The following is a 25,849-nucleotide window of genomic DNA, read 5'->3' on the forward strand; positions in this document are numbered from 1 at the left end:
ACGTGACTCTTTGGCCGCCGGTCTCGTGAGTGGTAATGACGGTTCTAACCCTCATTACCACTCACGACCCAGCCCAGCCCACCAGCCGCTCGTGGCTGTGTCTCGAAGGCCCCCTTTGAGGCGTTCACCGTCTCAAAGGGGGCCTTCGAGACGCCTGCCACCGGGCCGGGCCTGGCCCACGCTGCACATCCGAGACGCGCTCAAGGCTGTCCCGGCCGGGTCCAGCAAGGGACTCGTGAGTGGTAATGACGGTTCTAACCCTCATTACCACTCACGAGACCAGCGGGACCGACGTCTCAGCGCAAGGTCGAAGGCGGCGGGGTGATGGTCTTGCGGTCGGCCTCCGGAACGCCCCGGTAGGTCTTGAGGATCTTCAGGATCTGCTCGCGGTCCGCACTGCCCTGTTCGTCCTGATCCGAATAGACGAGCAAGGCGGCCGCCGACTCTCCCATGTCCACCGCCTGTACGCCGACCAAGGCGCGCTTCGGGGTACAGGGCGCGGTGTGCCCGAGGGTGACCTCCGCGATGAGGATGCTCGCGGGGACCTTCTTGCCGTTGCCCAGCGTGAACTCCGCCGCCTGGACCGGTTCGGCCACGATCTTGGCCGACGCCGGGCCTCCGTCGGGGTTGTACGCGCTCACCGCGAGATCGTTGAGGGCCTTGTCCGCCGCGGCGGGCGCGTCGGCCACCTTCACGGTCGTCAGCCCGCTGCCCCCGACCCGGCTGCCCTTGACCGCCGGACAGTAGCCCTCACCGAGGAAAGCGCTGGAGAACATGGAGATCCCAGGGCCGAGAACGTTCTTCTCCCAGCCGTGGATGGTGGTCGGTTTCGGCGTCCAGTTCGGCGGGACGTCGTAGGCGACCTGGCCGTCGGCCCCGGCCACCGACTGCCAGCCGTCGGTCACCGGCGGCGCGACGACCCGCGGCGAAGGCGTGTAGACGATCGGGGTCCGGGTGGTCGGCGAGTCGCTCGACGACCGGTCCGAGCTGTTGTTCGCGAGCGCCGCGACAGCGATGACACCGAGCGTGGCGAAGAAGCCGTACATGGCCCTTCGCCCGCTTCGCGACATCGGCTGCTTAGCCGTCTGCGCGGGCTCAGGTTCGGTCTCGGGTTCCGGTTCCGGCGCGGGTTCGGCAGGCGCAGGCCGGTAGCCGGGCGAGTCCGAGGGCTGATAGCCCCCGAACCCGTCCAGCGCCGCGTTGTCCTCGTAGCCCGGGGAATCCCCGCGCTTCTTGCCGAACAGCCCCATTACGAGCGGACGAGCTTGACCAGATGCTCCACGACCGCGTCGACGGCGATCTCCTCGCGGTCGCCGGTGCGGCGGTCCTTGACCTCGACGACGCCGTTCGCCAGGCCGCGCCCGACCACCAGGATGGTCGGCACCCCGACGAGTTCGGCGTCCGCGAACTTCACGCCGGGGGTCGCCTTGCGGTCGTCGAGGACGACCTCGATCCCGGCGGCGTCCAGTTCGGCGGCGAGCTTCTCCGCGCCGGCGGCGACGGTCTCGTCCTTGCCCGCGATGACCACGTGCACGTCGAACGGCGAGACCTCGCGCGGCCAGATGATGCCGAGGTCGTCGTGGTTCTGCTCGGCGAGCACGCCGACCAGACGCGAGACGCCGACGCCGTAGGAGCCCATGGTGATGCGGATGGGCTTGGAGTCCGGGCCCAGCGCGTCCAGTTCGAACGCGTCCGCGTACTTACGGCCCAGCTGGAAGATGTGCCCGATCTCGATACCGCGCGCGGCGACCAGGGTGCCCTTGCCGTCGGGCGAAGCGTCGCCTTCGCGGACCTCGGCGGCCTCGATCGTGCCGTCGCCGGTGAAGTCGCGGCCCGCGACCAGGTCGACCACGTGGTGATCACGCTCGTCGGCGCCGGTGACCCAGGCGGTGCCGTCGACGACGCGCGGGTCGAGCAGGTAGCGGACGCCGTTGTCCTTCAGCGCCTTCGGGCCGATGTAGCCCTTGACGAGGAAGGGGTTCTTGGCGAAGTCGGCCTCTTCGAGCAGTTCGAACTCGGCGGGCTCGAGCGAGGCTTCGAGGCGCTTGGTGTCGACCTCGCGGTCGCCCGGGAGGCCGATGGCCAGCAGCTCCCACTCCTTCGCACCCGGCTGACGCGTCTTCACCAGGACGTTCTTGAGCGTGTCCGCCGCGGTGAAGGTGCGGCCGAGGCCGGCGTCGTTCAGGAACTTGACCAGCGACTCGATGGTCGGGGTGTCCGGCGTGTGGTGGACCTTCGCCTCGGGCAGTCCCTCGATCGGCTTCGCCTCGGGAGCGGGCGTGGTGACCGCTTCGACGTTGGCCGCATAACCCGATTCGGTGCTGCGGACGTAGGTGTCCTCACCGGTCTCGGCGACGGCGAGGAACTCCTCGGAGGCCGAGCCGCCCATCGCGCCCGAGGTCGCCTTGACGACGACGTACTCGATGCCGAGGCGGTCGAACAGCTTCGTGTACGCCTGCCTGTGCAGCTCGTACGACTTCGTCAGGCCCTCGTCGTCGAGGTCGAAGGAATAGGAGTCCTTCATGACGAACTCGCGGCCGCGCAGGATGCCGGCGCGGGGGCGCGCCTCGTCGCGGTACTTGGTCTGGATTTGGTACAGGACGACCGGGTAGTCCTTGTACGAGCTGTATTCACCCTTCACGGTGAGCGCGAAGAGCTCTTCGTGCGTCGGGCCGAGGAGGTAGTCGGCGCCCTTGCGGTCCTTGAGACGGAAGAGGGCGTCGCCGTACTCGGTCCAGCGGCCGGTGGCCTCGTAAGGCTCCTTCGGCAGCAGCGCGGGGAACTGGATCTCCTGCGCGCCGATGGCGTTCATCTCGTCGCGGACGACGTTCTCGATACGGCGCAGCACCCGCAGGCCCAGCGGCAGCCAGGAGTAGCCGCCCGGGGCGACCCGGCGGACGTAGCCGGCACGTACCAGGAGCCGGTGGCTCGGTACCTCGGCGTCCGCCGGATCCTCGCGCAGAGTGCGAAGGAACAACGACGACATCCTGGTGATCACTTCTGGGCTCCTCGCTGGAATTACGCGCTTAGACGTTCTGCGCAGCGTAGTCACCCCGCCCTGGGGCGCTTCAACCGGTTATCGCGGGCGCCCGGTTTTGTCGGTGGGTGCCGCTAGCTTGCCGGGTATGGGCATCGAACTGGGCATGATCACGATCGACTGCGCCGATCCGCGAGGGCTGGCGGCGTTCTGGACGAAGGCGCTCGGGGTGGAGGTGGACCAGGACTACGACGGCGAGTTCCTGATCCTGCGCCCCGCGGTGGGGAGCGCGCCGGTGTTCGCGTTCCAGCGGGTACCGGAGGAACGCGCCGGCAAGAACCGGGTCCACATGGACTTCGGTACCGACGACATGGAGAAGGAGGTGGAGCGTCTGATCGGTTTGGGTGCCACGAAGCTGGACGTGCACGAGATGCCGGGGATGACCTGGACGGTGCTGGCCGATCCCGTGGGCAACGAGTTCTGCGTCGCCACCCATCAGGGCTGAGCCGGGTCGCGATGGTCAGAATGGCGCTATGACGGAGCGCGCCATCCTGCCCTGGTCCGACCTCGCACTGCCCGAGGGCCTGAGTGCCCGGCTGTACGACGGCACCGGCCCGCTGCCGGACGGCGATCTCGGCGACGTCGAGTTCTACGTGCTGCCGTACGACTCCGGAGCGGAGCCGACGAAGCTGCTCGACAGGCTCCCGTCGCTGAAGCTCGTGCAGTCGCTTTCGGCCGGGGTGGAAAAGCTGCTCCCGCTGGTGCCGGCGGGGGTGAAGCTGGCCAACGGCCGTGGCCTGCACGACCTCAGCGTGGCCGAGCACGCGCTCGCCCTGATCCACGCCGCTCAGCGGGATCTTCCGCGCTGGTTCGCGCAGCAGGCGGCGGGGTCGTGGGAGCGCGAGCACACGCGCTCGCTGGCCGACAGCCGCGTCCTGCTGGTCGGGTACGGCTCGATCGGCCAGGCCATCGAGCGGCAGCTCCTCGCGGCCGAAGCGGTCGTGACCAGGGTTGCGAGCCGGGCACGGCCCGCGGAGGCGGTGCACGGTGTCGGTGAACTGGCGGAGCTGCTGCCGTCCGCCGACATCGTGGTCCTGATCCTGCCCGAGACGCCGGCGACCATGGGGCTGCTCGGCGCCGCCGAACTCGCGGCACTGCCGGACGGTGCTCTGGTGGTGAACGTCGGGCGGGGCTCGGCGATCGACACCGCCGCGCTCACGGCGGAGACCGTCGCCGGGCGGTTGCGCGCGGCGCTGGACGTCGTCGAGCCGGAGCCGCTGCCCGCCGGGCATCCACTGTGGACGGCGCCCGGGGTGGTCATCACGCCGCATATCGCTGGTGGGTCGGCGTCGTTCTACCCGCGCGCGAAACGGCTGGTCACCGAGCAGCTGCGCCGGTACGCCGCCGGGGAAGAGCCGCTGAACGTGGTCTCCTGACCTCGCATTTCGTCCTCTGGATGCGGTTCGTCGGCTAGTGCCAGTGCGTGCGGTAGGCGAGCCAGGCACGCATGCCCGCGGCGAGACGGCGTTGTGCCGCGCGGACCCCGGTCGTCGCGGGTGGTTCCGGTAACCGGCAGGCACGTTCGGCGTGCCCAGCCAAGGCGACGCCGAACGCGGTGACCGCCCAGACCGGGATGCCGGTGAGCACGGGGCGCCGCCGCAGCAGGCGGTCGACGTCGGCGGGTTCGTGCCCGGCGTCGAGCAGGTACGGGACGAGCGCGACCAGGTCGAGCCAGCCCGCGCCCCTGGCCGGATAACGCCAGTTGGTGACGAGAACCCGGCCGCTGCCGGTCCGTACCAGGTATTCGGGCTGGATGTCGTTGTGCAGCAACGTGTCCCCGGCCGCCCAGGGATGCCAGGACGACTCCAGCTGGACGAGCCGGTCAAGATTGCGGACGGCCCAGCCGTCGAGGTCGTCCGGCGGCTCCTTCGCGAGTTCGTGCCAGCCGCGCAGGAGCGGTCCGAGATCGTCGAGGGCGTCCGGGACGTCGGGCAACGGGCACGGCGTGAGCGTGCGCCCGAGCGCGCCGAAGGTGGCCAGCACGGCGGAGAGGTCCGGCGATCCCGGGCGCAGGTTCGGCCGGGTCCCGTCGAAATCGGCGAACGCGAGCACCAGCCAGTCGCTGTCCACAAAGGACAGGAGTTGCGGGGTGGGCGCTTCCGCGGGCAGCTGCCGCGCGAGGGCGGCTTCCGTCCGGTAGCCGCCCGCACGCGGGCTGTTCGCGGGGATCGCCTTCAGGAAGATCCAGCGGCGACCACGTTCGAGTTCGAGCCTCGCGGCGACACCGCCGTCGAATTCCGGGGTCTGCCACAGCGTGCGGCGCACCACCGACCCGAGCTCACGCTCCACGGCGTCACGCGTCGCCGACGGCAGGTCATGCCAGCCGAGGCGTGCGGAAACCGGCAACGCCCTACCACCCCCGCGATCTCTCAGAGAGGATCGACTCTACCGAAATCCACCCTTTCGGGTGACAAGCGGTCAGGTCGGGACGGGCTTCACGTACCCGGCCCAGCGCTGATGCTCGCTGAACCCGACCCGTTCGTAGACACCGAGGGCGCGGTGGGTGTTGTCCTGGTCGACGTTGAGGGAGGCCCGCTGGAAGCCCTTGGCCTTCGCTTTGACGAGCGTGTGCCCGAGCAGCGCGCCCGCGATCCCGCGGCCGCGGAGGCCCGCGTCGGTCGCGACGTGGCTGACGTACAGGTCCTTCACGCCCGTGGCGGCCTCATCGGAGGCGAAGAAGGCGCTCAGCACCATCGCGACCACCTTGTCCCTGTCCGGGCTCAGCAGCAGGAACGAAAGGTCCGGCTGGAAGTCCTTGGCGCCGACCACGAGATGCCGCCAAGCCTCCGGGGACTGTGCCGTACTCCCCCAGTGGTCCGCGAACGTCTCGTTGCGGGACCGCAGCGTGAGCTCCTCGTACTTGTCCTCGTACGTGACGAGCGGGAACTCTTCGGGCAGCGGTTCGACCGGCGGGATCGACGCGAGGTCGGCACGCATGTCGACGAACCACCGGGCGTGCTCGTATCCGGAGGCCACGAGCACGCCCGAGAGCCAGCGTTGCTTGGTGTTGGCGGCGGCGTGCAGTTCCAGCGGCGCGTCCGGGAAGGACTTCGCGTGGATCCGCTTGCCCGCCTCCTCGAACCAGCCGGTGAGACGCGCGGCGATCGCGTCGTCGCGGTAACCGGGATGGACGAGCGTCTCGACCCGCACCATATGCGCCGGATTCGCCGCGTCACGCCGCCTGAGCAGACCGTAGGCGACCAGCGTGCCGCCGTCCCAGGCGCTGATGGTCGCGGTGGGCAGGTCGACGTTGGGCGAAGAGATCTCTTCGGCGAGGTCCTCCGCGCTGTAGTGCTCGTCGATCGGCTCGACGCGCTCCGCTTCGGCGAAGGTCTCCGCCAGGCGCGGCATATCGTCCATGGTCAGCGGCCGCCAGGTCAGGCTCATGCGGAGGAGGCTAAGCCCGCGCCTCCGGGTGACGCACTCCATTTAGTTACGCTTCCGTGGTGCTCGTGCTGCTCCCCCCTTCCGAAACCAAGGCCGCCGGCGGCACCGGCGCGCCGCTGGACCTCGGCGCGCTGTCGTTCCCGGAACTGAACCCGACCAGGGCGAAGCTGGCCGACGCGCTGGCCGATCTGGCGGGCGACGTCCCCGCCAGCATCACCGCGCTCGGCATCACGCCGCGGCAGGCCGACGAGGTGGCCCGCAACGCCGACCTGTGGTCCTCGCCCACGATGCCCGCGCTGCGCCGCTACACCGGGGTGCTCTACGACGCGCTCGACGTCAAATCGTTCACCAAGGCGACCCTGGCGAAGGCCGAGAACCGCCTCGCCGTCGCGTCGGCGCTCTTCGGTGTGGTCGCGGCGACCGACCCGATCCCCGCGTACCGGCTCTCCGGCGGGAACGCGCTGCCGTCGCTCGGGACCGTCCGCAGTGTCTGGAAGCCGGTGCTCGAACCGGTGCTCCAGGGAATCGAGGGGCTGGTCGTCGACCTGCGCTCCGGGACCTACTCGGCGCTCGCGAAGCTCCGGCCGGACGCGGTGACCGTCCGCGTCGTGACCGAGGACGCGAAGGGCAACCGGACCACGGTGAGTCACTTCAACAAGGCGTACAAGGGAAGACTGGCCGCCGAACTGGTGAAGTCCCGCAGCGAGCCGTCCACTGTGGAGCAGCTGATCCGGGTGCTGTCGAAGGCGGGCCTCGACGTCGAGCGCACCGGCGACCACAGTCTGGAGCTGCTCACCGGGGACGGAGTGCATTAGTTCCGTACCCCTACGGGCTTCTTCCTCGGTTGTTCCGCGAGGCGTACCTGCGGAAAGTGATTTCCAGCCATCTGGAAAGGAACAACCGTGAACAGAAGACAACGGCTTCTGGGGATCGCCACCGCCACCCTCGGCTGCCTCTCGGTCCTCCTGCCCGCGCCCGCGGCCGCCGCGCCCCTGACCGCCGTCACCCCGACGGATCAAGCGGTCGTCCCCGGCGGACTGCATACGAACTCCATCGGCGGCACCCCCGCCTCCGTCAGGGACTACCCGTTCATCATCGCGGGTCTTCGCGAAGGCGGGACGAGGCCGCAGGGACAGACCTGCACCGGTTCGGTCGTCGCGCCGCGCAAGATCCTGATCGCCGCGCACTGCAAGGCCGCGTCCGGGGAGAAGAGTTTCCTTTACGGACTGGACGATCTCAACGCCGGTGGCGGGACGAGGGTCGGCGTCGTCAGCTACGACACCCACCCGAAGTACGTCAACTTCGACCAGGGTTACGACGTCGCGGTGGTCACCACGGACGCCGATATCCCGGTGCCGGGCGGCCAGTACGCGAAGGTCGCGACGTCGGCCGACACGGAGCTGAACAAGCCGGGCAAGTCCGGACTGGGACTCGGCTACGGCAAGAAGGACTTCAACGACGACACCCGCAACGTCGAACTGCACAAGTTCACCCTGCCGATCGTGCAGGGCAGCAACTGCAGCGGTGTCGGCGCGGGCTTCCAGGAAGCCACGATGATCTGCAGTGGCTACAGCGACGGCCACGTCACGATCCTGCCGGGCGACAGCGGCGGGCCGCTCATCGTGGACGGAAAGGTCGTCGGCGTCGCGTCGTGGAGCCGCAGCGACTTCAAGTGGTACAGCGTGTACGGCAGGCTCAACAACGACATGGGCGACTGGGTCAAGCAGCAGATCGGTGAGCCGCAGAACCCGGAGAAGTTCTCCCTCGCCGTGACGCCGTCCTCGCTGAAGGTCGAGCCGGGCAAGTACGTTTCGGCCACGGTGACCAGCAAGCCCGGCAAGAACGGCGCGGAAAAGGTCGAGCTGAGCGCGTCCGGTCTTCCGGAGGGCGCGACGGCGACCTTCCAGCCCACGTCCATCAACTCGGGCGAGTCGGCCAAGGTGAGCATCGAGGTGCCCGCCGGGACGGCCGAAAAGGACTACACGGTCACGATCTCGGGTAAGGGCACCGCCGACACCGCGACCACGAACCTGACGCTGACCGTCGGCGCCGGCGGGCCTCAGCCCGGTGAACTCAAGGTGAGCCTGAGCCCCACCAGCGGGACCTCCCAGCCCGGCTTCTTCAGCAACGTCACCGTTTCCGCCACTGGCGGCACGGGCACGATCAAACTGTCGGCGTCCGGGCAGGGCCTTCCGTTCGCCCCGTTCTTCAACCCACAGACGATCTCGAGCGGTGGTAGCTCGACCATGCAGGTGGTCGCGCCCTTCCAGCGCGGCACCTACCCGGTGACCGTCACCGCGACGGACTCTGCGGGCAAGACCTCCAGTGCCGTCTACACCCTCACCGTCCAGTAGCACGCGTGTCATAAGGGGTCCCCATAGGACGAATTTCGTCCTATGGGGACCCCTTATGACACTCCGGACGGCGAAAGCACCGCCATGGCGGCATTGTGCCCAGGGATACCGGAGACACCGCCGCCCCGCACGGCCCCGGCGCCGCAGAGCAGCACCCGCTCGTGTGCCGTCTCGACACCCCACCGCCCCACCTGCGCGGCATCGGCCGCGTAAGGCCACGACAGATCGCGATGGAAGATGTGTCCCGCGGGCAGGCCCAGTTCGGCTTCGAGGTCCAAGGGCGTCTTCGCCTCGACGCACAACCGCCCGTCCGGTGCGCGCAGCACGCAGTCTTCGATCGGCTCGGCCAGCACACTGTCCAAAGAGGACAACGTCGCCCGTAGCGCCTCCTCGCGCGCGGCGTCGCCACGGCCCTCGAACAACCGCGCGGGCATGTGCAGCCCGAACAGCGTCAGCGTCTGCACGCCGGCGGAGCGTTCGGCCGGACCGAGGATCGACGGGTCGGTCAGCGAGTGGCAGTAGATCTCACACGGTGGCAGCGACGGGATCCTGCCCGCGGCGGCCTCGGCGTACGCCGTCGCCAGCTGCTCATAGCCTTCGTTGACGTGGAAGGTGCCCCCGAACGCCTCGCGCGGGTCGACACCCGGATCACGCAGCCGCGGCAGCCGCGACAGCACCATGTTCACCTTGAGCTGCGCGCCTTCCGGCGCCTCCGGCGGCTCCTCCCCCAGCAACCGCGCGAGCGTCCGCGGCGCGACGTTCGCCAGCACGTGCCCGCCGCGCACGCCGCGTTCTTCGTCACCGAGCCGATAGCGCACCGAGCCGTCCGGATCGAGGGACAGCACCTCGGCGCCGGTCACCAGCCGGGCCCCGGCGGCGCGCGCGGCGGACACGAGCGCACCGGTCACCGCGCCCATCCCGCCGACCGGGACGTCCCAGTCGCCGGTCCCGTTGCCGATCACGTGGTACAGCAGGCAAAGGTTCTGCCGGAAATCCCCGGCGTCGGCGAAGGTCCCGATCAGGGCGTCGGTCAGGACGACGCCGCGGACGGTGTCGTCGCCGAACATCCCGGTGAGCGTTTCCGCGATCGGCCGTTCGAACAGCGCGTCCCAGGCGGCCGGCTCGATGCCCGAACGCAGTTCCTCCCTGGAGAGCAGCGGTTCGGTCAACGTCGGGAAGGTCCGCTCGGCGACCCCGGCGGTCATCGCGTAGAACCGTTGCCACGCCTCGAAGTCCTTTGTGGACCCGGTGAGCTCGGAGAACGACGCCGCCGTCCGGCCGTCGTCGCCCGTGTCGACAAGGAGACCTCCGTCGCCGACAGGCGTGTAGGACGACATCCGCCGCCGTCGCAGCTCCAACTTGAGGCCGAGGTCCGCGATGATCTTGCGCGGCAGCAGGCTCACCAGGTACGAGTACCGCGAAAGCCGGACGTCGACGCCGGGGAAGGCGCGGAACGAGACCGCGGCCCCGCCGACCTCGTCGCGGCGTTCCAGCACCAGCACCGAGCGGCCCGCCCTGGCCAGATAGGCGGCCGCCACCAGGCCGTTGTGCCCGCCACCGACGACCACGGCGTCGTAGGACTCCATCCGGTTCCTCCCGATCCACGAAACGACAGTGCGCCGCGGTCATCGTGACCGCGGCGCGCCGCCGTTCGCAAGGACTCAGAAGGTGATGGAGAATCCTTCGATCGTCCCGCTGTCGAACCGGTAAACGTCGCGGACCCGCAGCTTCCAGGTCCCGTTCGCCGGTTCGGACGAGGCGTTCACCGTGTACGACGTGTGCACGCCGGTCGCCTCGCCGATCCCTCCCGCTTGCTTGAGGCCGAACACCGCGCCACTCGGCCCGATCAGGTCGATCGCCAGGTCACCGGTGTAGGTGTGCGCGATGTCGACCTTGACCGGCAGCGTCGCCGACGCCTTGCCGTCGCAGCCTTCCTGCGTCACCGAACTGGTCACCGCGTCGCCCGCGTCCGGAATGGACACCGGTGTGGTGTTCGACTTGGCCCCGCACGTCGGCGCGGGTCCGCCGCCACCGATGAACGACACGTTCAGCAGTTTGTTCACCGTGCCGGACGGCAGTCCCTTGAGCACGCCGTCGGAGGCGTTGTTCACCAGCGCGTCCCGCGTCTGCTGCGCGGTGGCACCGGCGTTGGCGGCGAGGTACAGCGCTGCCGCCCCGGCCACATGCGGCGTGGCCATCGACGTCCCGCTCATGTTCGCCGAACCACCGTTCGAAGTGGACAGCGACGTGATGTTGCTGCCAGGGGCGAAGATGTCCACGCACGAACTGTGGTTGGAGAACGAGGACTTGTTGTCACTCTGGTCCGAGGCGCCGACCGTGATCGCCTCGGGAACGCGGGCCGGGCTGACGTTGCAGGCGTTCTGGTTCTCGTTGCCCGCCGCCACCGCGTAGACGAAGCCCGCCGCGATGGACTTCTTGATGACGTCGTCGCCGAGCCCGACCTGGTCCATCCGCAGGCTCAGGTTCGCCACCGCCGGTTTGGTGCCGTTCGCGGTCAGCCATTCGGCCGCGTCGACGATGGCGGAGTCCGGACCGTTGCCCGAACAGTCGTTGCCGAGCACTTTCAGCCCGACGAGCTTGACCTTCTTGGCCACGCCGTAGGTCTTGCTGCCGATGGTGCCCGCGGTGTGACTGCCGTGCCCGTTGCAGTCCTTCCCGTTGCCGCCCACGAAGTCCTTGCCGATGGACGCGCGCCCCTCGTACTCCGGGTTCTCCGGGTTGATCCCGGTGTCGAGGTCGTACGCGGTGACACCCTCACCCGTGTTCGGGTAGGTGAAGCTCTTGTCCAGTGGCAGGTTCTTCTGGTCGACGCGGTCGAGGCCCCAGGTCGGGTTGGTCTGCGTGCCGACCGCACGCGCGGTGCCGTCCTGGTAGACCGCCTTGACCGCCGGGTCGGCCGCGAGCCGCCTTGCCTGCTGCTCGGACATGCCCTTGACGGAGAACCCGCGGAGCACGTTCTTGTAAGCCGACCGGACCTGACCGCCGTAGCGGCCGGTCAGCGATGCCGAGGACTGCTCGACCGCCAGGGTGCCGACGTCGTGGAGCACCACGATGTACTGGTCCCCGTAATGCTGGTTCGCCTGCAGGACAACGCCTTCCGCCTGTTCGGCGAGAGAGTTCCCGGCGGCGAGCGCCGTCAGCGCGGTGGCCGCGACGGCCACCAGGCCGACCCGTACGCCGCGGCGCATCAGAGACCCGCCACGTTCAGCAGCTTGTTGGTCGAACCGGAACCCGGGCTGGTCACGACACCGTTGGTGGCGGCGTTGGCCAGGCCGGTCGCGACGGCGGACGGGGTCGCCGACGGGTGCGAGGTCAGGTAGATCGCGGCCGCGCCGGCGACATGCGGCGTCGCCATCGAGGTGCCGCTCATCTGCTGGGTGCCACCGCCGTTGCGCAGCGAGGTGATGCCGGTCCCCGGCGCGAAGATGTCGGTGCAGCTGCCGTAGTTCGAGAACGAGGACCGGCGGTCGTCGCTCTGGGTGGCGTTGACGGTGATGGCCTCACGCACCCGGGCCGGGCTGGTGGAGCAGGCGTCCGTGTTGGAATTCCCCGAGGCCACCGTGTTGGTGATGCCTGCCGAGACGGCGCGGCGCACGGCGGCGTCCACCCCGGAGTCGGCCGGTCCGCCCAGGCTCATGGTGAGCACCGACGGGCCCTTGGCGTTCTTCACCACCCAGTCGATCCCGCTGATGATCTGCGAGTACTGGCCGCTGCCCTGGCAGTTCAGCACGCGGACCGAGACGATCTTGACGCCCTTGGCCACGCCGTAGGTGGCACTGCCGACGGTTCCGGCGACGTGCGTGCCGTGACCCTGGCAGTCACGGGCGTCGCTGTCGTTGTCGATGAAGTCGTAACCGCTGGTCGCGCGGCCGCCGAACTCGGTCTGGCGGTAGTCGACGCCGGTGTCGAGGACGTAGACCGTGGCCCCGGCACCGTCGTTCGGGTAGGTGTACTTCCTGTCCAGCGGCAGATTCTTCTGGTCGATCCGGTCGAGACCCCAGGTCGGGTCGGTCTGGGTGCCGGTCATGTGGGCGACCGCGTCCTGCTGGACGAAGTCGACCCGGGGGTCGGCGGCGAGCCGTTTGGCCTGCGCCTCGGTCATCTTGGCCGAGAAGCCGTTCAGCGCGGCGGTGTAGGTCGCCTTCACCTGACCGCCGTACTGGGCCGCGAGGCCGGCGTCGCCGCTCTTCAGCGAGACGATGTACCCGTCCGTGACCGCGCCCGGCACGCCTGCGCCGCGGATCTGCCCCTCGGCGGCCGTGGCCGGTCCGGCGAAAGCCACGGAAGCCGCGACGGCGGCCCCGGTGAGCACCGCGCCCGCGATCCGGTGACGTCGAAGTTCTCCACGCATTTCCTGAGCTCCGTTCACTCGAACAGGTGGTTCGCACCGGCAAGGGTCCGGGCCGGCGCCGTGACGAGCAGTCACTGTGGAATCACTTTCGGGTGGCGGGACCTGCGCGAACAAGCGAGGCAACGGTCCGTAGGACTACGTATCTAATAGGGATTTCCCCCGTCCCTACGAAAGTTCCGTGACCGTCCGAGCGGGTTCCGTGAGCACTGAGCACGCGCTTAAGCTGCGTTCACTCGAACGGTGTGGTTCGTGAAGCGGGGGTGACCCGGCATGGTGATCGGTGGATGCCGACGCGGGACGAGTTCGCCGGTGCTCGTCGGCCGTGATGCTGAACTACGCGTACTCCTCGACGGCGCGATGCGCTCGCCGTCGGTGATCATGCTCGAAGGCGAAGCCGGCGTGGGCAAGACCCGGCTCGCCACCGAACTGCTGGCCTGCCCCGAACTCGCCGGGCGCCCGGTCCTTTCCGGAAGCTGCCAGCCGTTGCGGGAGCCCTTCCCGTACGGCGTGGTCTTCGACGCGCTGAAGGACATCCGCCCGCCACACGAGCTCAATCCCGTGACCGGTGTTCTCGGTCCCTACCTGCCGGAGCTCGCGGCCTTCCTGCCCCAGCCGCCACCCCGGCTCGGCGACCCGAGGGCCGAACGGCACCGGCTCTTCCGCGCCGTCCGGGAACTGCTCGGCTCGCTGGGACCGCATGTCCTGCTCATCGAAGACCTCCACTGGGCGGACGACGGCTCCCGCCGTCTGCTGCGGTTCCTGATGACCGATCCGCCCGCCGGATTGACCCTCCTGCTCACCTATCGGCGCGAGGAGACACCCGGCGGCATCCCGCTCGGCAGCGCCTTCCGGCCCGCGCCCGGCACCGAGCACGTCCTCGTCACGCTCCGCCCGCTCGACCGCGACGGCGTCCAGGCCCTGGTATCGGCCCTGCTCGGCGAGGCGAACGTCTCGGCGGAGTTCGCCGCGCGGCTGCACGAGCGGACCGCGGGGATCCCGTTCGTGGTCGAGGAGGTCGCGCACGCGCTCGCCGGTATCGAGGGCGCTTCGCACGCCGACGGCGCGACCGCGCGGCGTCTGCTCGACGCGGTCGAAGTCCCGCCACTGCTGCGGGAAGCCACGCTCGAACGCCTCGCCGCGCTGCCGTCCGCCGCCCGGCGGATCACCGAGGCGGCCGCCGTCCTCGGCACACCATCCACTCCGGACCTGCTGACCGCCGCGGCCGCGCTCACCCCCGAACGCGCCCACCGCGCGCTGATCCTCGCGCTCGAACGCAACGTCCTGGTGGAGACCGGCGAAGGTGAGTACGGCTTCCGGCACACACTCGCCCAGCGCGCCGTCTACCGCGCCATTCCCGGACCCGATCGGCAGGAACTGCACCGGCGCGCCGCCCGGCTCCTGCGCGATCGTCTCCCGCAGTCGCTGGTGCGGCTCGCCGAACACTGCCGCAAGGCGGGAGACCGGGCCGGAGCGCTGAAGTACGGCGAGGCGGCCGCCGATCAGGCGTCGACGGTCGGCGACCTCGCCACGGCGACGGATCTGCTCCGCACCCTGCTCAACGAACCGGGCCTGCAACCGTCCGATGTGGACAGACTGGCGGTCAAGTTCAGTTCGGTGGCGTGCAACGGCCTCGCCCAGGCCGAAGTCGTCCCCGCACTGGAAAAGCTGCTCACCGACGGCAGGCTGTCCGGACGGCTGAGCGGCGAGGTCCGGCTGGGGCTCGGGCTCCTGCTGGTCCGCCAGGCGGGCGGACTGGAGGCGGCGAGGACCGAGATCGAGATCGCCGTCAACGACCTGGCCGACCGGCCCGACCTCGCCGGACGCGGGATGGGGGTACTCGCGCAGCCCTGGGTCGGCGCGACCCCGCTGCGGGAGCACCGGCGCTGGATGGACCGGGTGGACGGGCTGATCGAACGGGCCACCGACCAGCGGCTGAGGATCATCCTGATGGCCAACAACGTGGCGTCGAGGCTGCACATCGGGGACGCGCGCGGCTGGGCCATGCTTGACCGGGCGCCCACCAGCGTCGGTTCGGCCGACGAACAGCGGCATCTGGCGCGGCTGCACTGCAACGGCGCCGACGCCTGCGCCTGGACGGGCCACCACCGGCGCGCCAGAAGCCTGCTGCGCAGCGGGATGCAGCTGGCCGCCGACTGCGGCGCGCCGTACGTCGTCAGCACGGCGCGTGCGACGGCGGTCCACACCGACTGGCTCACCGGGAACTGGGACGGGCTCGCCGAACGGGCGGACGCGCTGATCGACGAGTACCGCGACCTCCTGCCGGTGACCAGCGAACTGTGTCTGGTGCTGGGCCTGCTCGCCGCCGCCCGCGGCGAATGGGACGAAGCCGCGGCCAGGTTCGCCGGAACCGCGGCGGACCAGCCGGAGAACGCGTTCACCCCGGTCGCCATCGCCGCGCACGCCGGGATGGCGGGCATGCTGCTCGCGCAGGACCTCGGCGAGGCAGCCGTCGCGCAGGCCGAGAAGGGGCTGGAACTCTTGCGCGCCAAGGGTGTCTGGGCCTGGGGCGCCGATCTGCTGATGGCCGCCGTCGACGCGTACTGCGCCACCGGACGGGACGCCGCGGCGCAGGCGCTGACCGACGAGTTCGAACGCGAGATCGGCGACCTCGACGCGCCGTCGACCCGCGCCGCGCTGGCCGCGAACCGCGGGCTCATCGCGGCTTCGCGAGGTGACCACGCCGAGGCGATCAGGGCCTTCGAGCAGGCGCGGACCCGTTTCGACGCCCTCCCCGCGCCGTATCACGCGGCGCTGATCGCCGAACGGGCCACGCGGTGCCGCCTCGCCGTGAACGAGGACGTCGCCGAGACCTTCGCCGCGCTCGCGGAGGCGTTCGACCGGCTCGGCGCCACCCGCGACGCCGCGCGCTGCCGCCACGCGTTCCGGTCCACCGGCGCGGTCGCCCCCTCCCGGCGCGGCCGCCGGGGCTACGGCGACGAACTGTCCCCGCGCGAACGCGACGTCGCCCGGCTGCTGGCGGCCGGGCATACGAACAGGGAGATCGCCGAGGTGCTGTTCCTGTCCCGGCGCACGGTGGAACAGCACGTCGCGAGCGTGCTGCGCAAGCTGAAGGTGCGGTCGAGGAGCGAACTGGCGGGGCTGCGGTCCGCGTAGTCGTGAGTGGTAATGACGGTTCTAACCCTCATTGCCACTCACGACCCCTCGATTTAATTCGGTTGCGGGCGCGGGACGGTGTCCGTCATGATCGTGCGCGATCCGGCCGAGGGTGCCGGTGGATGCGACTGGGAGGTGCCTCGTGCTGATGACTGTCCGGGGCCTTTGCCGCCCCCATCCACTCGCCCCTCGAGGCTGAGCGACGACGCTCGCCCGGTGGGGCACCCCTGACTAGGAGAACCCACCAGTGCGCAAGCACGATCTCGAAGATTCCCACGCTTTTGAGAAGACCGACCGTCCGCGCCGTTCCCGGCGTGCCCGGTTCGACGACGAGCCCGAACCCACCCGCGGCGGACGGCTCACCGAGGCCGAACGTGTCCGGCTCGCCCGGCTGCGTGAAGACGCCTACACCGAGACCGCCATCCCCGGTGGCGGCGACCGCTGGAGCACCTGGGACGAAGCCGAACACGGCCCGCATCCGCGACCGGACTGGGTGATCACCGAACTGGCGGCGGTGGACACCGAACTCGGCATCCTCAAGACCGGCAAGGAGGCCGACGTCCATCTCGTGCGGCGGGGCCTGCCCGACACCGAGGGCACGGTGCTGGCCGCCAAGCGGTACCGCAGCGGGGAACACCGGCTGTTCCACCGCGACGCCGGCTACCTCGAAGGCAGGCGGATGCGGCGGTCCCGCGAAATGCGGGCCATGGAGTCGCGCAGCAGCTTCGGCCGCAACCTCATCGCCGAGCAATGGGCGGTGGCCGAGTTCACCGCGCTGAGCAGGCTCTGGACGGTCGGCGCCCCGGTGCCGTACCCGGTGCAGCGTGACGGCACCGAGATCCTGCTGGAGTTCCTCGGTGACGGCGAGACGGCCGCGCCGCGTCTGGCGCAGGTCCGGCCCGAGCCCGGGCAGTTGCGGGAACTGTGGTTCCAGACCGCGGCGATGCTCGAACTCCTGGCGACGCAGGGGCTCGCGCACGGCGACCTCTCGGCGTACAACCTGCTCGTCCACCGCGAGCGGATCATGGTGATCGACCTGCCCCAGGTGGTCGACATCGTGGCCAACCCCGGCGGGCTGGAGTTCCTCGCCCGGGACGTGCGGAACATCGCCACGTGGTTCCACTCGCGAGGCCTGCCGGAGCGGCTGACCGCCGTCCCCGAGCTGATCGAGGAACTGCGGGAGATCGCCGGCCTGCGCTGACCGCCGCCGCAGCCCGGGATCGCATTTCGTCCTCTAAATGCGATCCCGGGCCGCCCACCCCCACGCATTTCGTCCTCTGGATGCGGGCGGGCTTGGGCCGTTCGGGGCTTGACGCTCGTCCCGCGATCGCCGTAACTTCCCCGGCACGCCAACGGAATTTCCCGGTCACACGCCGGCCCGAGATGTTAGCGCTAACACTCATCGAACGTGAGGACTCGCATGGAATCCCTCGTCAGCCGCCGGACCGTGCTGCGCGCCGCGGCGCTCGCCACCGCCGTGCCCGCCGTCAGTGCCACCGCGCCGCAAGCGACCGCCGCCATCACCCCCACCAGTGCCGCGGCGGTCCCGGCGCGCTGGGCCGTCCAGCCGTTCCAGCTCGCCGACGTGACCTTGCAGCAAGGCGTCTTCGCCGCCAAGCGAGCGCTCATGCTCGCCTACGGCCGGGGCTACGACGTCAACCGGCTGCTGCAGGTTTTCCGTGCCAACGCGGGACTTTCCACCCTCGGCGCGGTCGCGCCCGGCGGCTGGGAAGGCCTCGACGGGGAGGCGAACGGCAACCTCCGCGGGCACTACACGGGCCACTTCCTCTCGATGCTTTCGCAGGCGTACGGCAGCACCGGCGAGACGGTCTTCGCCGACAAGATCCGCACCATGATCGGCGCGCTCACCGAAGTCCGCGCGGCGTTGCGGAAGGACCCCACCGGACTGGCCGCGTCCGGGCCGTTCGGCTCGGGCGTCGACAACGTCCGCGGTTCGTCCCAGTACATCGAGCTCCCGCCCGCCGTCCTGGCCACCGCCCGCGACCTCACCGTCTCGGTCTGGGTCCGGCCGTCCCACGCGTCGGCGTGGGCCAGGGTGTTCGACTTCGGCGACGACACGAACCACTACCTCTACCTCGCCGCACGGAACGCCTCCGGTGTCCCCCGGTTCGCCATCACCGACGGCGGCGCCGGCCGGGAGCAGGCCATCGACGGCTCGGCGGCCCTGCCGCTGAACACCTGGAGCCATCTCGCGGTCACCATCGCCGGAACGACCGGGACGCTGTACGTCAACGGTGTCGTGGCGGGCAGGAACACCTCGATGACGCTGAATCCGGCCGTACTGGGCACTTTGCGCAACCACTGGCTCGGCCGCTCGCTGTATCCGGACCCTGCCTTCGCGGGCGCGTTCGGCGAGACCAACCTGTGGTCGCGAGCGCTCGGCGCCGACGAGATCGCGAAGCTGCAGCACGAGTCCGCCACCGGCGACCTCGCGTCGTACACCTTCGCCGAGACGACGGGGACCTTCGCGGACCGGTCCGGCCACGCCGGACCGGCGAGACTGCGCCGCACGTGGGGCGGGCCGAGCCACCCCGGTTTCCTCGCCGCCTACCCGGAAACCCAGTTCATCGCGCTCGAATCCATGACGGGCAGCGACTACACGAAGGTCTGGGCGCCCTATTACACCGCGCACAAGATCCTCCGCGGCCTGCTCGACGCCCACGCCAACACCGGTGACGAGCGCGCGCTCGATCTCGCGTCCGGTATGGGCGACTGGATGTACTCGCGGCTCTCGAAACTGCCGAAGACCACGCTGCAACGCATGTGGGGCCTGTTCTCCAGCGGCGAATTCGGCGGCATCGTCGAGGCGATCTGCGATCTGCACGCGATCACCGGCGCCCCGGACCATCTCGCGCTGGCCCGGCTCTTCGATCTCGACCGGCTGATCGACTCCTGCGTGGCGGGCGAAGACATCCTCACCGGCCTGCACGCCAACCAGCACATCCCGATCCTCACCGGACTGGTCCGGCTTCACGACGAAACCGGCGAAGCGCGCTACCTCGACGCGGCCCGGAACTTCTGGGGCATGGTCGTCCCGCCCCGCATGTACTCCATCGGCGGAACGAGCACCGGCGAGTTCTGGAAGGCGCCCGGCCTCATCGCCGGAACCCTCACCGACGTGACCGCCGAAACCTGTTGCGCGTACAACCTGCTCAAACTCGGCCGGATGCTGTTCTGCCACGAGCAGGATCCGCGCTACATGGACTACTACGAGCGCGCCCTCTACAACCAGGTCCTCGGGTCCAAACAGGACAAGGCGGACGCGGAAAAGCCTTTGGTCACCTACTTCATCGGGCTGAACCCCGGCCACGTCCGGGACTACACCCCGAAGGCGGGCACGACCTGCTGCGAAGGCACCGGGATGGAGAGCGCGACCAAGTACCAGGACACCGTGTACCTCAAGGGCGCCGACGGCAACTCCCTCTACGTCAACCTCTACAGCCCGTCGACGCTGTCCTGGCGCGAGAAAGGGATCGTGCTCACCCAGCGGACCGCCTTCCCGTACGAGCAGAGGTCGACGCTCACGGTGCGCGGCAAGGCCGCCTTCACGTTGCGCCTGCGCGTGCCCGCGTGGTGCACGGGCGGCTTCGAGGTCCTGCTCAACGGGCAGCCGGTGCGGCAGGCCGCCGTGCCCGGCACCTACTTCCCGCTCTCGCGCGACTGGCGGGACGGCGACACCGTCGAAATCCGCACGCCGTTCCGCCTCAGGGTCGAGAAGGCGGCCGACGCGCAGGCGACCCAGAGCCTGTTCTACGGCCCGGTCGCCCTAGTGGCCCGCGATCCCCGCACGACGTTCCTGCGGTTCGGCCTGTACCGCAACGCCGGGCTGTCGGGCGATCTGCTGCCCACGCTGAAACCCGTCGCGGGCAAGCCACTGCACTTCACCCTCGACGGCGTCGAACTGGCGCCCTTCTTCGAGGGGACCGAGGATCCGACGCACGTCTACTTCCAGCGCGCCGAACCCGCGATCGTGTTCGGCACCCTCGACTCGGGTGTGGCGAACCCGGTGAAGCCCGGCGGCACGACCCTGCTGGACGAGATCTGGGCGGCGGCGCCGTTCGCCGACAAGGGCGCGCTGATCCGTCAGGTCCAGGCGAAGACCACCGCTTGGCGGGACGCCGGGCTTCTCGGCGCCGAAGACGCCCGGAAGGTCGTCACCACCGCCAGGCAGGCGTCCTACGCCAAGTGAGCGAGGCTTTTCGACTGCGATGAAAGCTTCTTCGAGGTTTGCCCGAAATGCTTTACCCTCCTGATGGGAGCGCTCCCACATCCATGGCCGCCACGGACAGGCGGCCATGTCTCGATGGGAGAAGGGCGAAGCCGAGTGACGAAACAACGAAGTACCGTCCTGGCCGTCGTGACCGTGCTGCTGGCGAGCGTGCTCGCCATGGTGCTGAACACCGGCACCGCCGCCGCGCACGGCGCGATGATGAAACCAGGCAGCCGCACGTTCCTCTGCTGGAAGGACGGCCTGTCCCCGACCGGTGAGATCGTCCCGCACAATCCGGCCTGCGCCGCCGCCGTCCGGACCAGCGGCGCGAACTCGCTGTACAACTGGTTCTCCGTCCTGCGCTCCGACGGTGCCGGACGCACCCGCGGCTTCATCCCCGACGGGAAGCTGTGCTCGGGCGGCAACCCCGGATTCGCCGGTTACGACGGCGTCGGCGACTGGCCGCTCACGCATCTGACGGCCGGCGCGACGTTCGACTTCTCCTACAACGCGTGGGCGGCGCATCCGGGCTGGTTCTACACCTACGTCACCAAAGACGGCTGGGATCCGAACCGGGCACTGCGCTGGGACGACTTCGAGGACCAGCCGTTCCTGACCGTGGACCACCCGCCGGTGACCGGCCCCGTCGGCAGCGTCGAAGGCCAGTACAAGTGGAGCGGCGCGCTGCCCACGAACAAGACGGGCAGGCACATCATCTACTCGGTGTGGAAGCGCTCGGACAGCGCCGAGACGTTCTACGGCTGCTCCGACGTCGTGTTCGACGGCGGCAACGGCGAGGTGACGGGGATCAACGACCCCGGCACGCCGCCCTCGTCGACGACGACCACCTCGTCGCTGCCCGGAGGCGATTCGTGCATGGCGATGTTCAACGTCACGAACACGTGGTCCGGCGGCTACCAGGCGACCGTGACGATCATGAACCACGGCACGGCGGGCTACAGCGGCTGGCGGGCGGGCTGGGTGCTGCCGACCGGGCAGCGGATCGCCAGCGTGTGGAACGGGACGCTGAGCCAAACGGGGAACGTGGTGAACGTCGCCAACGCCAACTGGAACGGCGTGGTGCCGCCGGACGGCGAGACGACGTTCGGTCTCGTGGTCGACTCCCCGGGGACGAGTCCGGCGCAGCCGTCGGTGACCTGCCAGGGAAGCTGACCGACTGTCCACAGTGTCACGAAGGGGTCTTTCAAGGCGCTCACGCCTTGGGAGGCCCCTTCGTGGCGTCCGCCGGACGACGCCATCGTGGAGACCCTGCCCACAATCGGTCCCTCCAATTGGGAGGGCGGATAACGGTCCGGTACAGTAGTGCTAGACCGCAACCGGCGGCGTGGATGAGTGGTGTCCGTCGCCTCCAAAGCCAACCGAATGGCTCGCGGTATCCGTATCAACCAATTGGCGCGCGGTGTCACGCAGACGCGGTGTGCCGGGTTCGTCCCTGTGAACGCCCACCGCACACCATCTTGCCCTGCCTGCGCGCGGGCAGCCCGGGCCTCCCTTGCGACGAGTCATGTCCGAGAGGCATTTGTGACAGTCACGTTCAATTCCGGCCACGTTTCTCCGTCGGCCCGTCAGCACCGCAAGCCGCGTACCCGCCCCACGGGTGACGCGATGCTGCGTGACGACGCCGTCGAGACGGTCAAGGCCCAGACCTGGGCGGAGCTCGGTCTTCCCGAGCCCCTGCTGCGGGCGCTGGCCGACGCCGGTATCACGACCCCCTTCCCGATCCAGTCGGCGACCATCCCCGACGCACTCGCCGGCCGCGACGTCCTCGGCCGCGCGCAGACCGGTTCCGGCAAGACCCTCGCCTTCGGCCTGGCCATGCTGACCAGGCTCAACGGCGGCAGGGCCCGTCCGAAGCACCCCCGCGCGCTGATCCTGGTGCCGACCCGCGAGCTGGCCATGCAGGTCGCCGACTCGCTGACCCCGCTGGCCAAGTCCCTCGGCCTGTGGTGCCGCACCGCCGTCGGCGGTATGGCCTTCACCCGCCAGGCCGACGCGCTTTCCCGCGGCGTCGACCTGCTGATCGCCACCCCCGGCCGGCTGTCGGACCACGTCCGCCAGGGCACCGCGTCGCTGTCGGAGTGCACCTTCATCGCGCTCGACGAGGCCGACCAGATGGCCGACATGGGCTTCATGCCGCAGGTCCGCGAGATCCTCGACCTGACCCCGCGTGACGGCCAGCGCCTGCTGTTCTCCGCCACCCTCGACGGTGACGTCGACCGCCTGGTCCGCGCGTACCTGACCAACCCGGTCACGCATTCGGTCGCCCCGTCGACCGCGAGCGTCACCACCATGGACCACCACGTGTTCCAGGTGTCGCACCAGGACAAGCAGGACATCATCACCGAGATCGGCGCCCGCGAGGGCCGCACGATCATGTTCGTCCGCACCAAGCACCACGTGGACCGCCTCACCGAGCGCCTGCGCGAAAAGGGCGTCCACGCGGCCGCACTGCACGGCGGCAAGACGCAGGGCCAGCGCAACCGGGTCCTCGCGGACTTCAAGGAAGGCTTCGCCCCGGTCCTCGTGGCCACGGACGTCGCCGCGCGCGGTATCCACGTCGACGACATCTCGCTGGTGCTGCACGTGGACCCGGCCGCCGACCACAAGGACTACCTGCACCGCGCGGGCCGCACCGCGCGCGCCGGGGCGTCCGGTGTCGTCGTCACGCTGGTCACCCACGACCAGCGCCGCATGGTGCGCCGGATGACCGACCGCGCCGGTGTCCGCGCCGAGCAGACCACGGTCCGCCCCGGCGACGCCGAGCTCGCCCGCATCACCGGTGCGCAGCAGCCCAGCGGTGAGCCGGTCGTCGAGCGTCGTCGTGAGTCCCCGCGTCGTGGCGGTGGCCGCGGCTACGGTGGCGGCGACCGCGGCGGCTACCAGGGTTCGCGTGAGGGTCACGGTCACCGCGAAGGCGGCCGTCCCGGCGGCTTCCGCGGCCGCCCGCGTCGCGGCGAGTCCGGTGGCGGCAGCGGCCGCCCGCAGCGTCCGGGTGGACGCCCGCGTCGCAGCTTCGACAGCTGAAGTAACTGAAGCCGGTCCACCCGGCGGTTAGTGCCATGAAAGGTCCTTTCCTTGCGAATTTCGCAAGGAAAGGACCTTTCATGGCGTTCGGGGTCGTCCTGGGTTCCAGGGGTCGTGAGTGGTAAGTGTCGTTCTAACCAACCCTCACCTGGGCACCTACTCGTAGCCTGCGGCCTTGCTCGCGGTGAAGTACATGATGGTCCCCTTCCTTGCGCTAGGCGCAAGGAAGGGGACCATCATGTACTGGGGAAGGTGTGAAGGTCGAGTTTCCTCGGCTGAGCCGAGGGAAGGGGTCCTTCACGCGCTACCCCTGTGACCGGTGGTGCCACTGAGCCTGTGGCGATGGTCCGAGCCGTCCGTGAAGGACTCCTTGAGGGACCCTGAGTCCCTCAAGGAGGCCTTCACGGCCAGCCGCTAACGAACCTACCCCCGCCAGGTACCTGAAACACCCTTGGTTCTAACGACACTTACCGCTCACGACCAGGAGCTGAAGGGGACTTTCCCCACATCGCATGCGGCGAAGGGCGCTTTCGCCGCATGCGATGCGGGGAAGGCGCCCTTCAGCCGCGAACCCGTTCGCTGTGGGGACCACCACGCCCGGCGCCGGAAGCCGGATGGGAGACTGCGGGACGTGACTACTCCCGGCCCCGCTCCCCAGAACCTCCCTCCCGACCAGGTCTTCGACTGGCTCGACGTAGAGGCGGAGAAGCGGGCCGAGGCCGGACTGGTGCGCAAGCTGCGCATCCGGCAGGCACAGGAACCGGAGCTGGACCTCGCGGGCAACGACTACCTCGGGCTCGCCAGGGACAAGCGCGTCGCAGGCGCGGCCGCGGCCGCCGCGTTGCGCTGGGGCGCCGGGGCGACGGGGTCGCGCCTGGTCTCCGGCACCACCGAGGTCCACGCCGAACTCGAACACGAACTCGCCCGCTTCTGCGGGACACAGGCCGCGCTGGTCTTCTCCTCCGGCTTCACCGCGAACCTCGGTGCCGTCACGGCCCTGTCCGGCGCGGATTCCGCGATCGTCACGGACAAGTACATCCACGCCTCGCTGATCGAAGGCTGCCGGCTGTCCCGATCGGACATCGCCGCCGTCGCGCACAGCGATCCGAGCGCCTTCAAGCACGCGCTGGCGACCCGGCGCAAACCGCGCGCCCTCGTCGTCACCGATTCCGTGTTCTCCGTGGACGGCGACATCGCCCCGCTGGAGCAGCTCGCCACCGTCTGCCGCGAGCACGGCGCGTCACTGCTCGTCGATGACGCCCACGGTTTCGGTGTCCTCGGCGAGGGTGGCCGCGGTGCCGTCCACGCCGCGGGACTCTCCGGCGCGCCCGACGTCGTCACCACGATCACGCTGTCGAAATCCCTTGGGGCGCAAGGCGGAGCGGTACTCGGGCCGCGTCGCGTGATCAAGCATCTCGTGGACACCGCGCGCAGTTTCATCTTCGACACCGGGCTGGCGCCCGCCAGTGCCGCCGCCGCACTGGCCGCGCTCAGCGCGCTGAAGGCCGAGCCGGAGCTGGCCGCCAAGGTGACCGGAGCGGCCGGAAACCTCGCGATGCAACTGAAAGCGGCGGGGTTCCGGGTCAGTCTCCCGGACGCCGCGGTGATCTCGGTCCAGGCACCGTCCCCCGAAGCGGCCGTCGCGTGGGCGGCCGAGTGCGCGGATCAGGGCGTGCGGGTCGGCTGTTTCCGCCCGCCGTCCGTACCCGACGGCATCTCCCGCCTGCGCCTGACCGCGCGGGCCGACCTCACCGAGGCCGATGTGGACCGCGCTGTCGCGGTGATCACGGCCGCGGCGCCGCCCGGCGCCACATCGTGATGTGCGGGATCCCGTCTTCCATGAACTCTTCGCCCTCGATCACGAAGCCGTACTTGGCGTAGAAATCCGTCGCGTACGTCTGCGCGTCGAGGACACAAGGCGCGTCCCCGATCCCCGCGAGGGCGGTCTCCATCAGCCGTCCCGCGAGTCCCTTGCCGCGTGAGCGGACGGCCGTGCACACCCGGCCGATGCGGAAGGTGCCGCCGGCGTCCTGCAGCACCCGAAGGTACGAGTCGACGGCGACGGAACCGCCGATCCAGAGATGCCTCGTGCCGGGCAGGAGGTCGCGTCCGTCGATCTCGTGATAGGCGCAGTCCTGCTCGACGACGAACACGTCCACGCGCAGGCGGAGGATGCCGTGCAGCTGTGCGGCGGTGATCTCGTCACCGGCGACGGACAGCGGGAACGACGTGGTCTCGATGATCGGGGTGTCGGTGCTCACGTCCACTTGTTAGCACATCGGACGTGA

18 protein-coding genes are annotated in these 25,849 nt (G+C 69.8%); 10 read left to right on the forward strand and 8 right to left on the reverse strand.

The annotated features are described in order from the left end of the window. Positions 1–296 precede the first annotated feature (296 nt). Together L324_RS25670 and L324_RS25675 are read right to left on the reverse strand one after the other, a co-directional pair. Entirely contained in the window at positions 297–1,250 is a 954-nt protein-coding gene (locus L324_RS25670) for a DUF8017 domain-containing protein (RefSeq protein WP_037313842.1), read from the reverse strand. Beyond that, positions 1,250–2,998, reverse strand: coding sequence for a proline--tRNA ligase (locus L324_RS25675; RefSeq protein ID WP_037313844.1), 1,749 nt, complete (start codon positions 2,996–2,998; stop codon positions 1,250–1,252). Before L324_RS25675 ends, L324_RS25670 begins: the two co-directional genes overlap by 1 nt. A gap of 127 nt (positions 2,999–3,125) precedes the next feature. Here L324_RS25675 and L324_RS25680 point away from each other — a divergent pair, with 127 nt between their 5' ends. Both L324_RS25680 and L324_RS25685 read left to right on the forward strand, forming a co-directional pair. Further along, the gene (locus L324_RS25680) at positions 3,126–3,482 is read left to right on the forward strand and encodes a VOC family protein (protein WP_037313850.1); all 357 of its coding nucleotides are present in this window, start codon (positions 3,126–3,128) and stop codon (positions 3,480–3,482) included. A gap of 28 nt (positions 3,483–3,510) precedes the next feature. Then, positions 3,511–4,413 (forward strand): 2-hydroxyacid dehydrogenase, encoded by a 903-nt coding sequence (locus L324_RS25685; protein ID WP_037313852.1) that lies wholly within the window; start codon positions 3,511–3,513, stop codon positions 4,411–4,413. A 34-nt stretch (positions 4,414–4,447) separates the two neighbouring features. Here the strand turns inward: L324_RS25685 and L324_RS25690 are convergent, their stop codons facing one another. After that, positions 4,448–5,383: a hypothetical protein gene (locus tag L324_RS25690; protein WP_037313854.1), complete on the reverse strand. Its 936-nt coding sequence runs from the start codon at positions 5,381–5,383 to the stop codon at positions 4,448–4,450. 72 nt (positions 5,384–5,455) lie between these two features. Beyond that, positions 5,456–6,424 carry a GNAT family N-acetyltransferase gene (locus L324_RS25695; RefSeq protein ID WP_037313856.1) on the reverse strand — a complete coding sequence of 323 codons (969 nt, stop codon included), beginning with the start codon at positions 6,422–6,424 and terminating at the stop codon, positions 5,456–5,458. Positions 6,425–6,483: 59 nt separating this feature from the next. On the opposite strand from L324_RS25695, the gene yaaA reads away from it, so the two are divergent. Both yaaA and L324_RS25705 read left to right on the forward strand, forming a co-directional pair. Beyond that, positions 6,484–7,239, forward strand: coding sequence for a peroxide stress protein YaaA (gene yaaA, locus L324_RS25700; protein ID WP_037313926.1), 756 nt, complete (start codon positions 6,484–6,486; stop codon positions 7,237–7,239). An 87-nt stretch (positions 7,240–7,326) separates the two neighbouring features. Further along, entirely contained in the window at positions 7,327–8,778 is a 1,452-nt protein-coding gene (locus L324_RS25705; protein WP_037313858.1) for a trypsin-like serine protease, read from the forward strand. Between the two features lie 53 nt (positions 8,779–8,831). Here the strand turns inward: L324_RS25705 and L324_RS25710 are convergent, their stop codons facing one another. The 3 genes from L324_RS25710 to L324_RS25720 all read right to left on the reverse strand — a co-directional run bounded on the left by L324_RS25710 (position 8,832) and on the right by L324_RS25720 (position 13,150). Beyond that, positions 8,832–10,364, reverse strand: a complete 1,533-nt coding sequence (locus L324_RS25710) for a phytoene desaturase family protein (RefSeq protein WP_037313860.1) — start codon at positions 10,362–10,364, stop codon at positions 8,832–8,834. A 75-nt stretch (positions 10,365–10,439) separates the two neighbouring features. Beyond that, the gene (locus tag L324_RS25715) at positions 10,440–11,987 is read right to left on the reverse strand and encodes a S8 family peptidase (RefSeq protein WP_037313862.1); all 1,548 of its coding nucleotides are present in this window, start codon (positions 11,985–11,987) and stop codon (positions 10,440–10,442) included. Next, positions 11,987–13,150 (reverse strand): S8 family peptidase, encoded by a 1,164-nt coding sequence (locus L324_RS25720; protein ID WP_037313864.1) that lies wholly within the window; start codon positions 13,148–13,150, stop codon positions 11,987–11,989. Before L324_RS25720 ends, L324_RS25715 begins: the two co-directional genes overlap by 1 nt. 309 nt (positions 13,151–13,459) lie before the next feature. Here L324_RS25720 and L324_RS25725 point away from each other — a divergent pair, with 309 nt between their 5' ends. The 6 genes from L324_RS25725 to L324_RS25750 all read left to right on the forward strand — a co-directional run bounded on the left by L324_RS25725 (position 13,460) and on the right by L324_RS25750 (position 25,380). Next, the gene (locus L324_RS25725; protein WP_037313927.1) at positions 13,460–16,285 is read left to right on the forward strand and encodes an ATP-binding protein; all 2,826 of its coding nucleotides are present in this window, start codon (positions 13,460–13,462) and stop codon (positions 16,283–16,285) included. 247 nt (positions 16,286–16,532) lie between these two features. Next, the gene (locus L324_RS25730) at positions 16,533–17,486 is read left to right on the forward strand and encodes a serine protein kinase RIO (RefSeq protein WP_037313866.1); all 954 of its coding nucleotides are present in this window, start codon (positions 16,533–16,535) and stop codon (positions 17,484–17,486) included. Positions 17,487–17,705: 219 nt separating this feature from the next. Then, positions 17,706–20,495, forward strand: a complete 2,790-nt coding sequence (locus L324_RS25735; protein ID WP_037313867.1) for a beta-L-arabinofuranosidase domain-containing protein — start codon at positions 17,706–17,708, stop codon at positions 20,493–20,495. A 135-nt stretch (positions 20,496–20,630) separates the two neighbouring features. Further along, positions 20,631–21,689, forward strand: a complete 1,059-nt coding sequence (locus tag L324_RS25740; protein WP_037313869.1) for a lytic polysaccharide monooxygenase auxiliary activity family 9 protein — start codon at positions 20,631–20,633, stop codon at positions 21,687–21,689. Between the two features lie 369 nt (positions 21,690–22,058). Beyond that, the gene (locus L324_RS25745) at positions 22,059–23,561 is read left to right on the forward strand and encodes a DEAD/DEAH box helicase (RefSeq protein ID WP_037313871.1); all 1,503 of its coding nucleotides are present in this window, start codon (positions 22,059–22,061) and stop codon (positions 23,559–23,561) included. A gap of 631 nt (positions 23,562–24,192) precedes the next feature. Continuing rightward, positions 24,193–25,380 carry an 8-amino-7-oxononanoate synthase gene (locus tag L324_RS25750; protein WP_037313874.1) on the forward strand — a complete coding sequence of 396 codons (1,188 nt, stop codon included), beginning with the start codon at positions 24,193–24,195 and terminating at the stop codon, positions 25,378–25,380. On the opposite strand, the gene L324_RS25755 is transcribed toward L324_RS25750, so the two are convergent. Then, positions 25,346–25,828, reverse strand: coding sequence for a GNAT family N-acetyltransferase (locus L324_RS25755; protein WP_037313876.1), 483 nt, complete (start codon positions 25,826–25,828; stop codon positions 25,346–25,348). The genes L324_RS25750 and L324_RS25755 overlap by 35 nt on opposite strands. Positions 25,829–25,849 lie beyond the last annotated feature (21 nt).

Origin of the sequence: Amycolatopsis orientalis DSM 40040 = KCTC 9412 (assembly GCF_000478275.1) — a bacterium.
Lineage (GTDB): Bacteria > Actinomycetota > Actinomycetes > Mycobacteriales > Pseudonocardiaceae > Amycolatopsis > Amycolatopsis orientalis.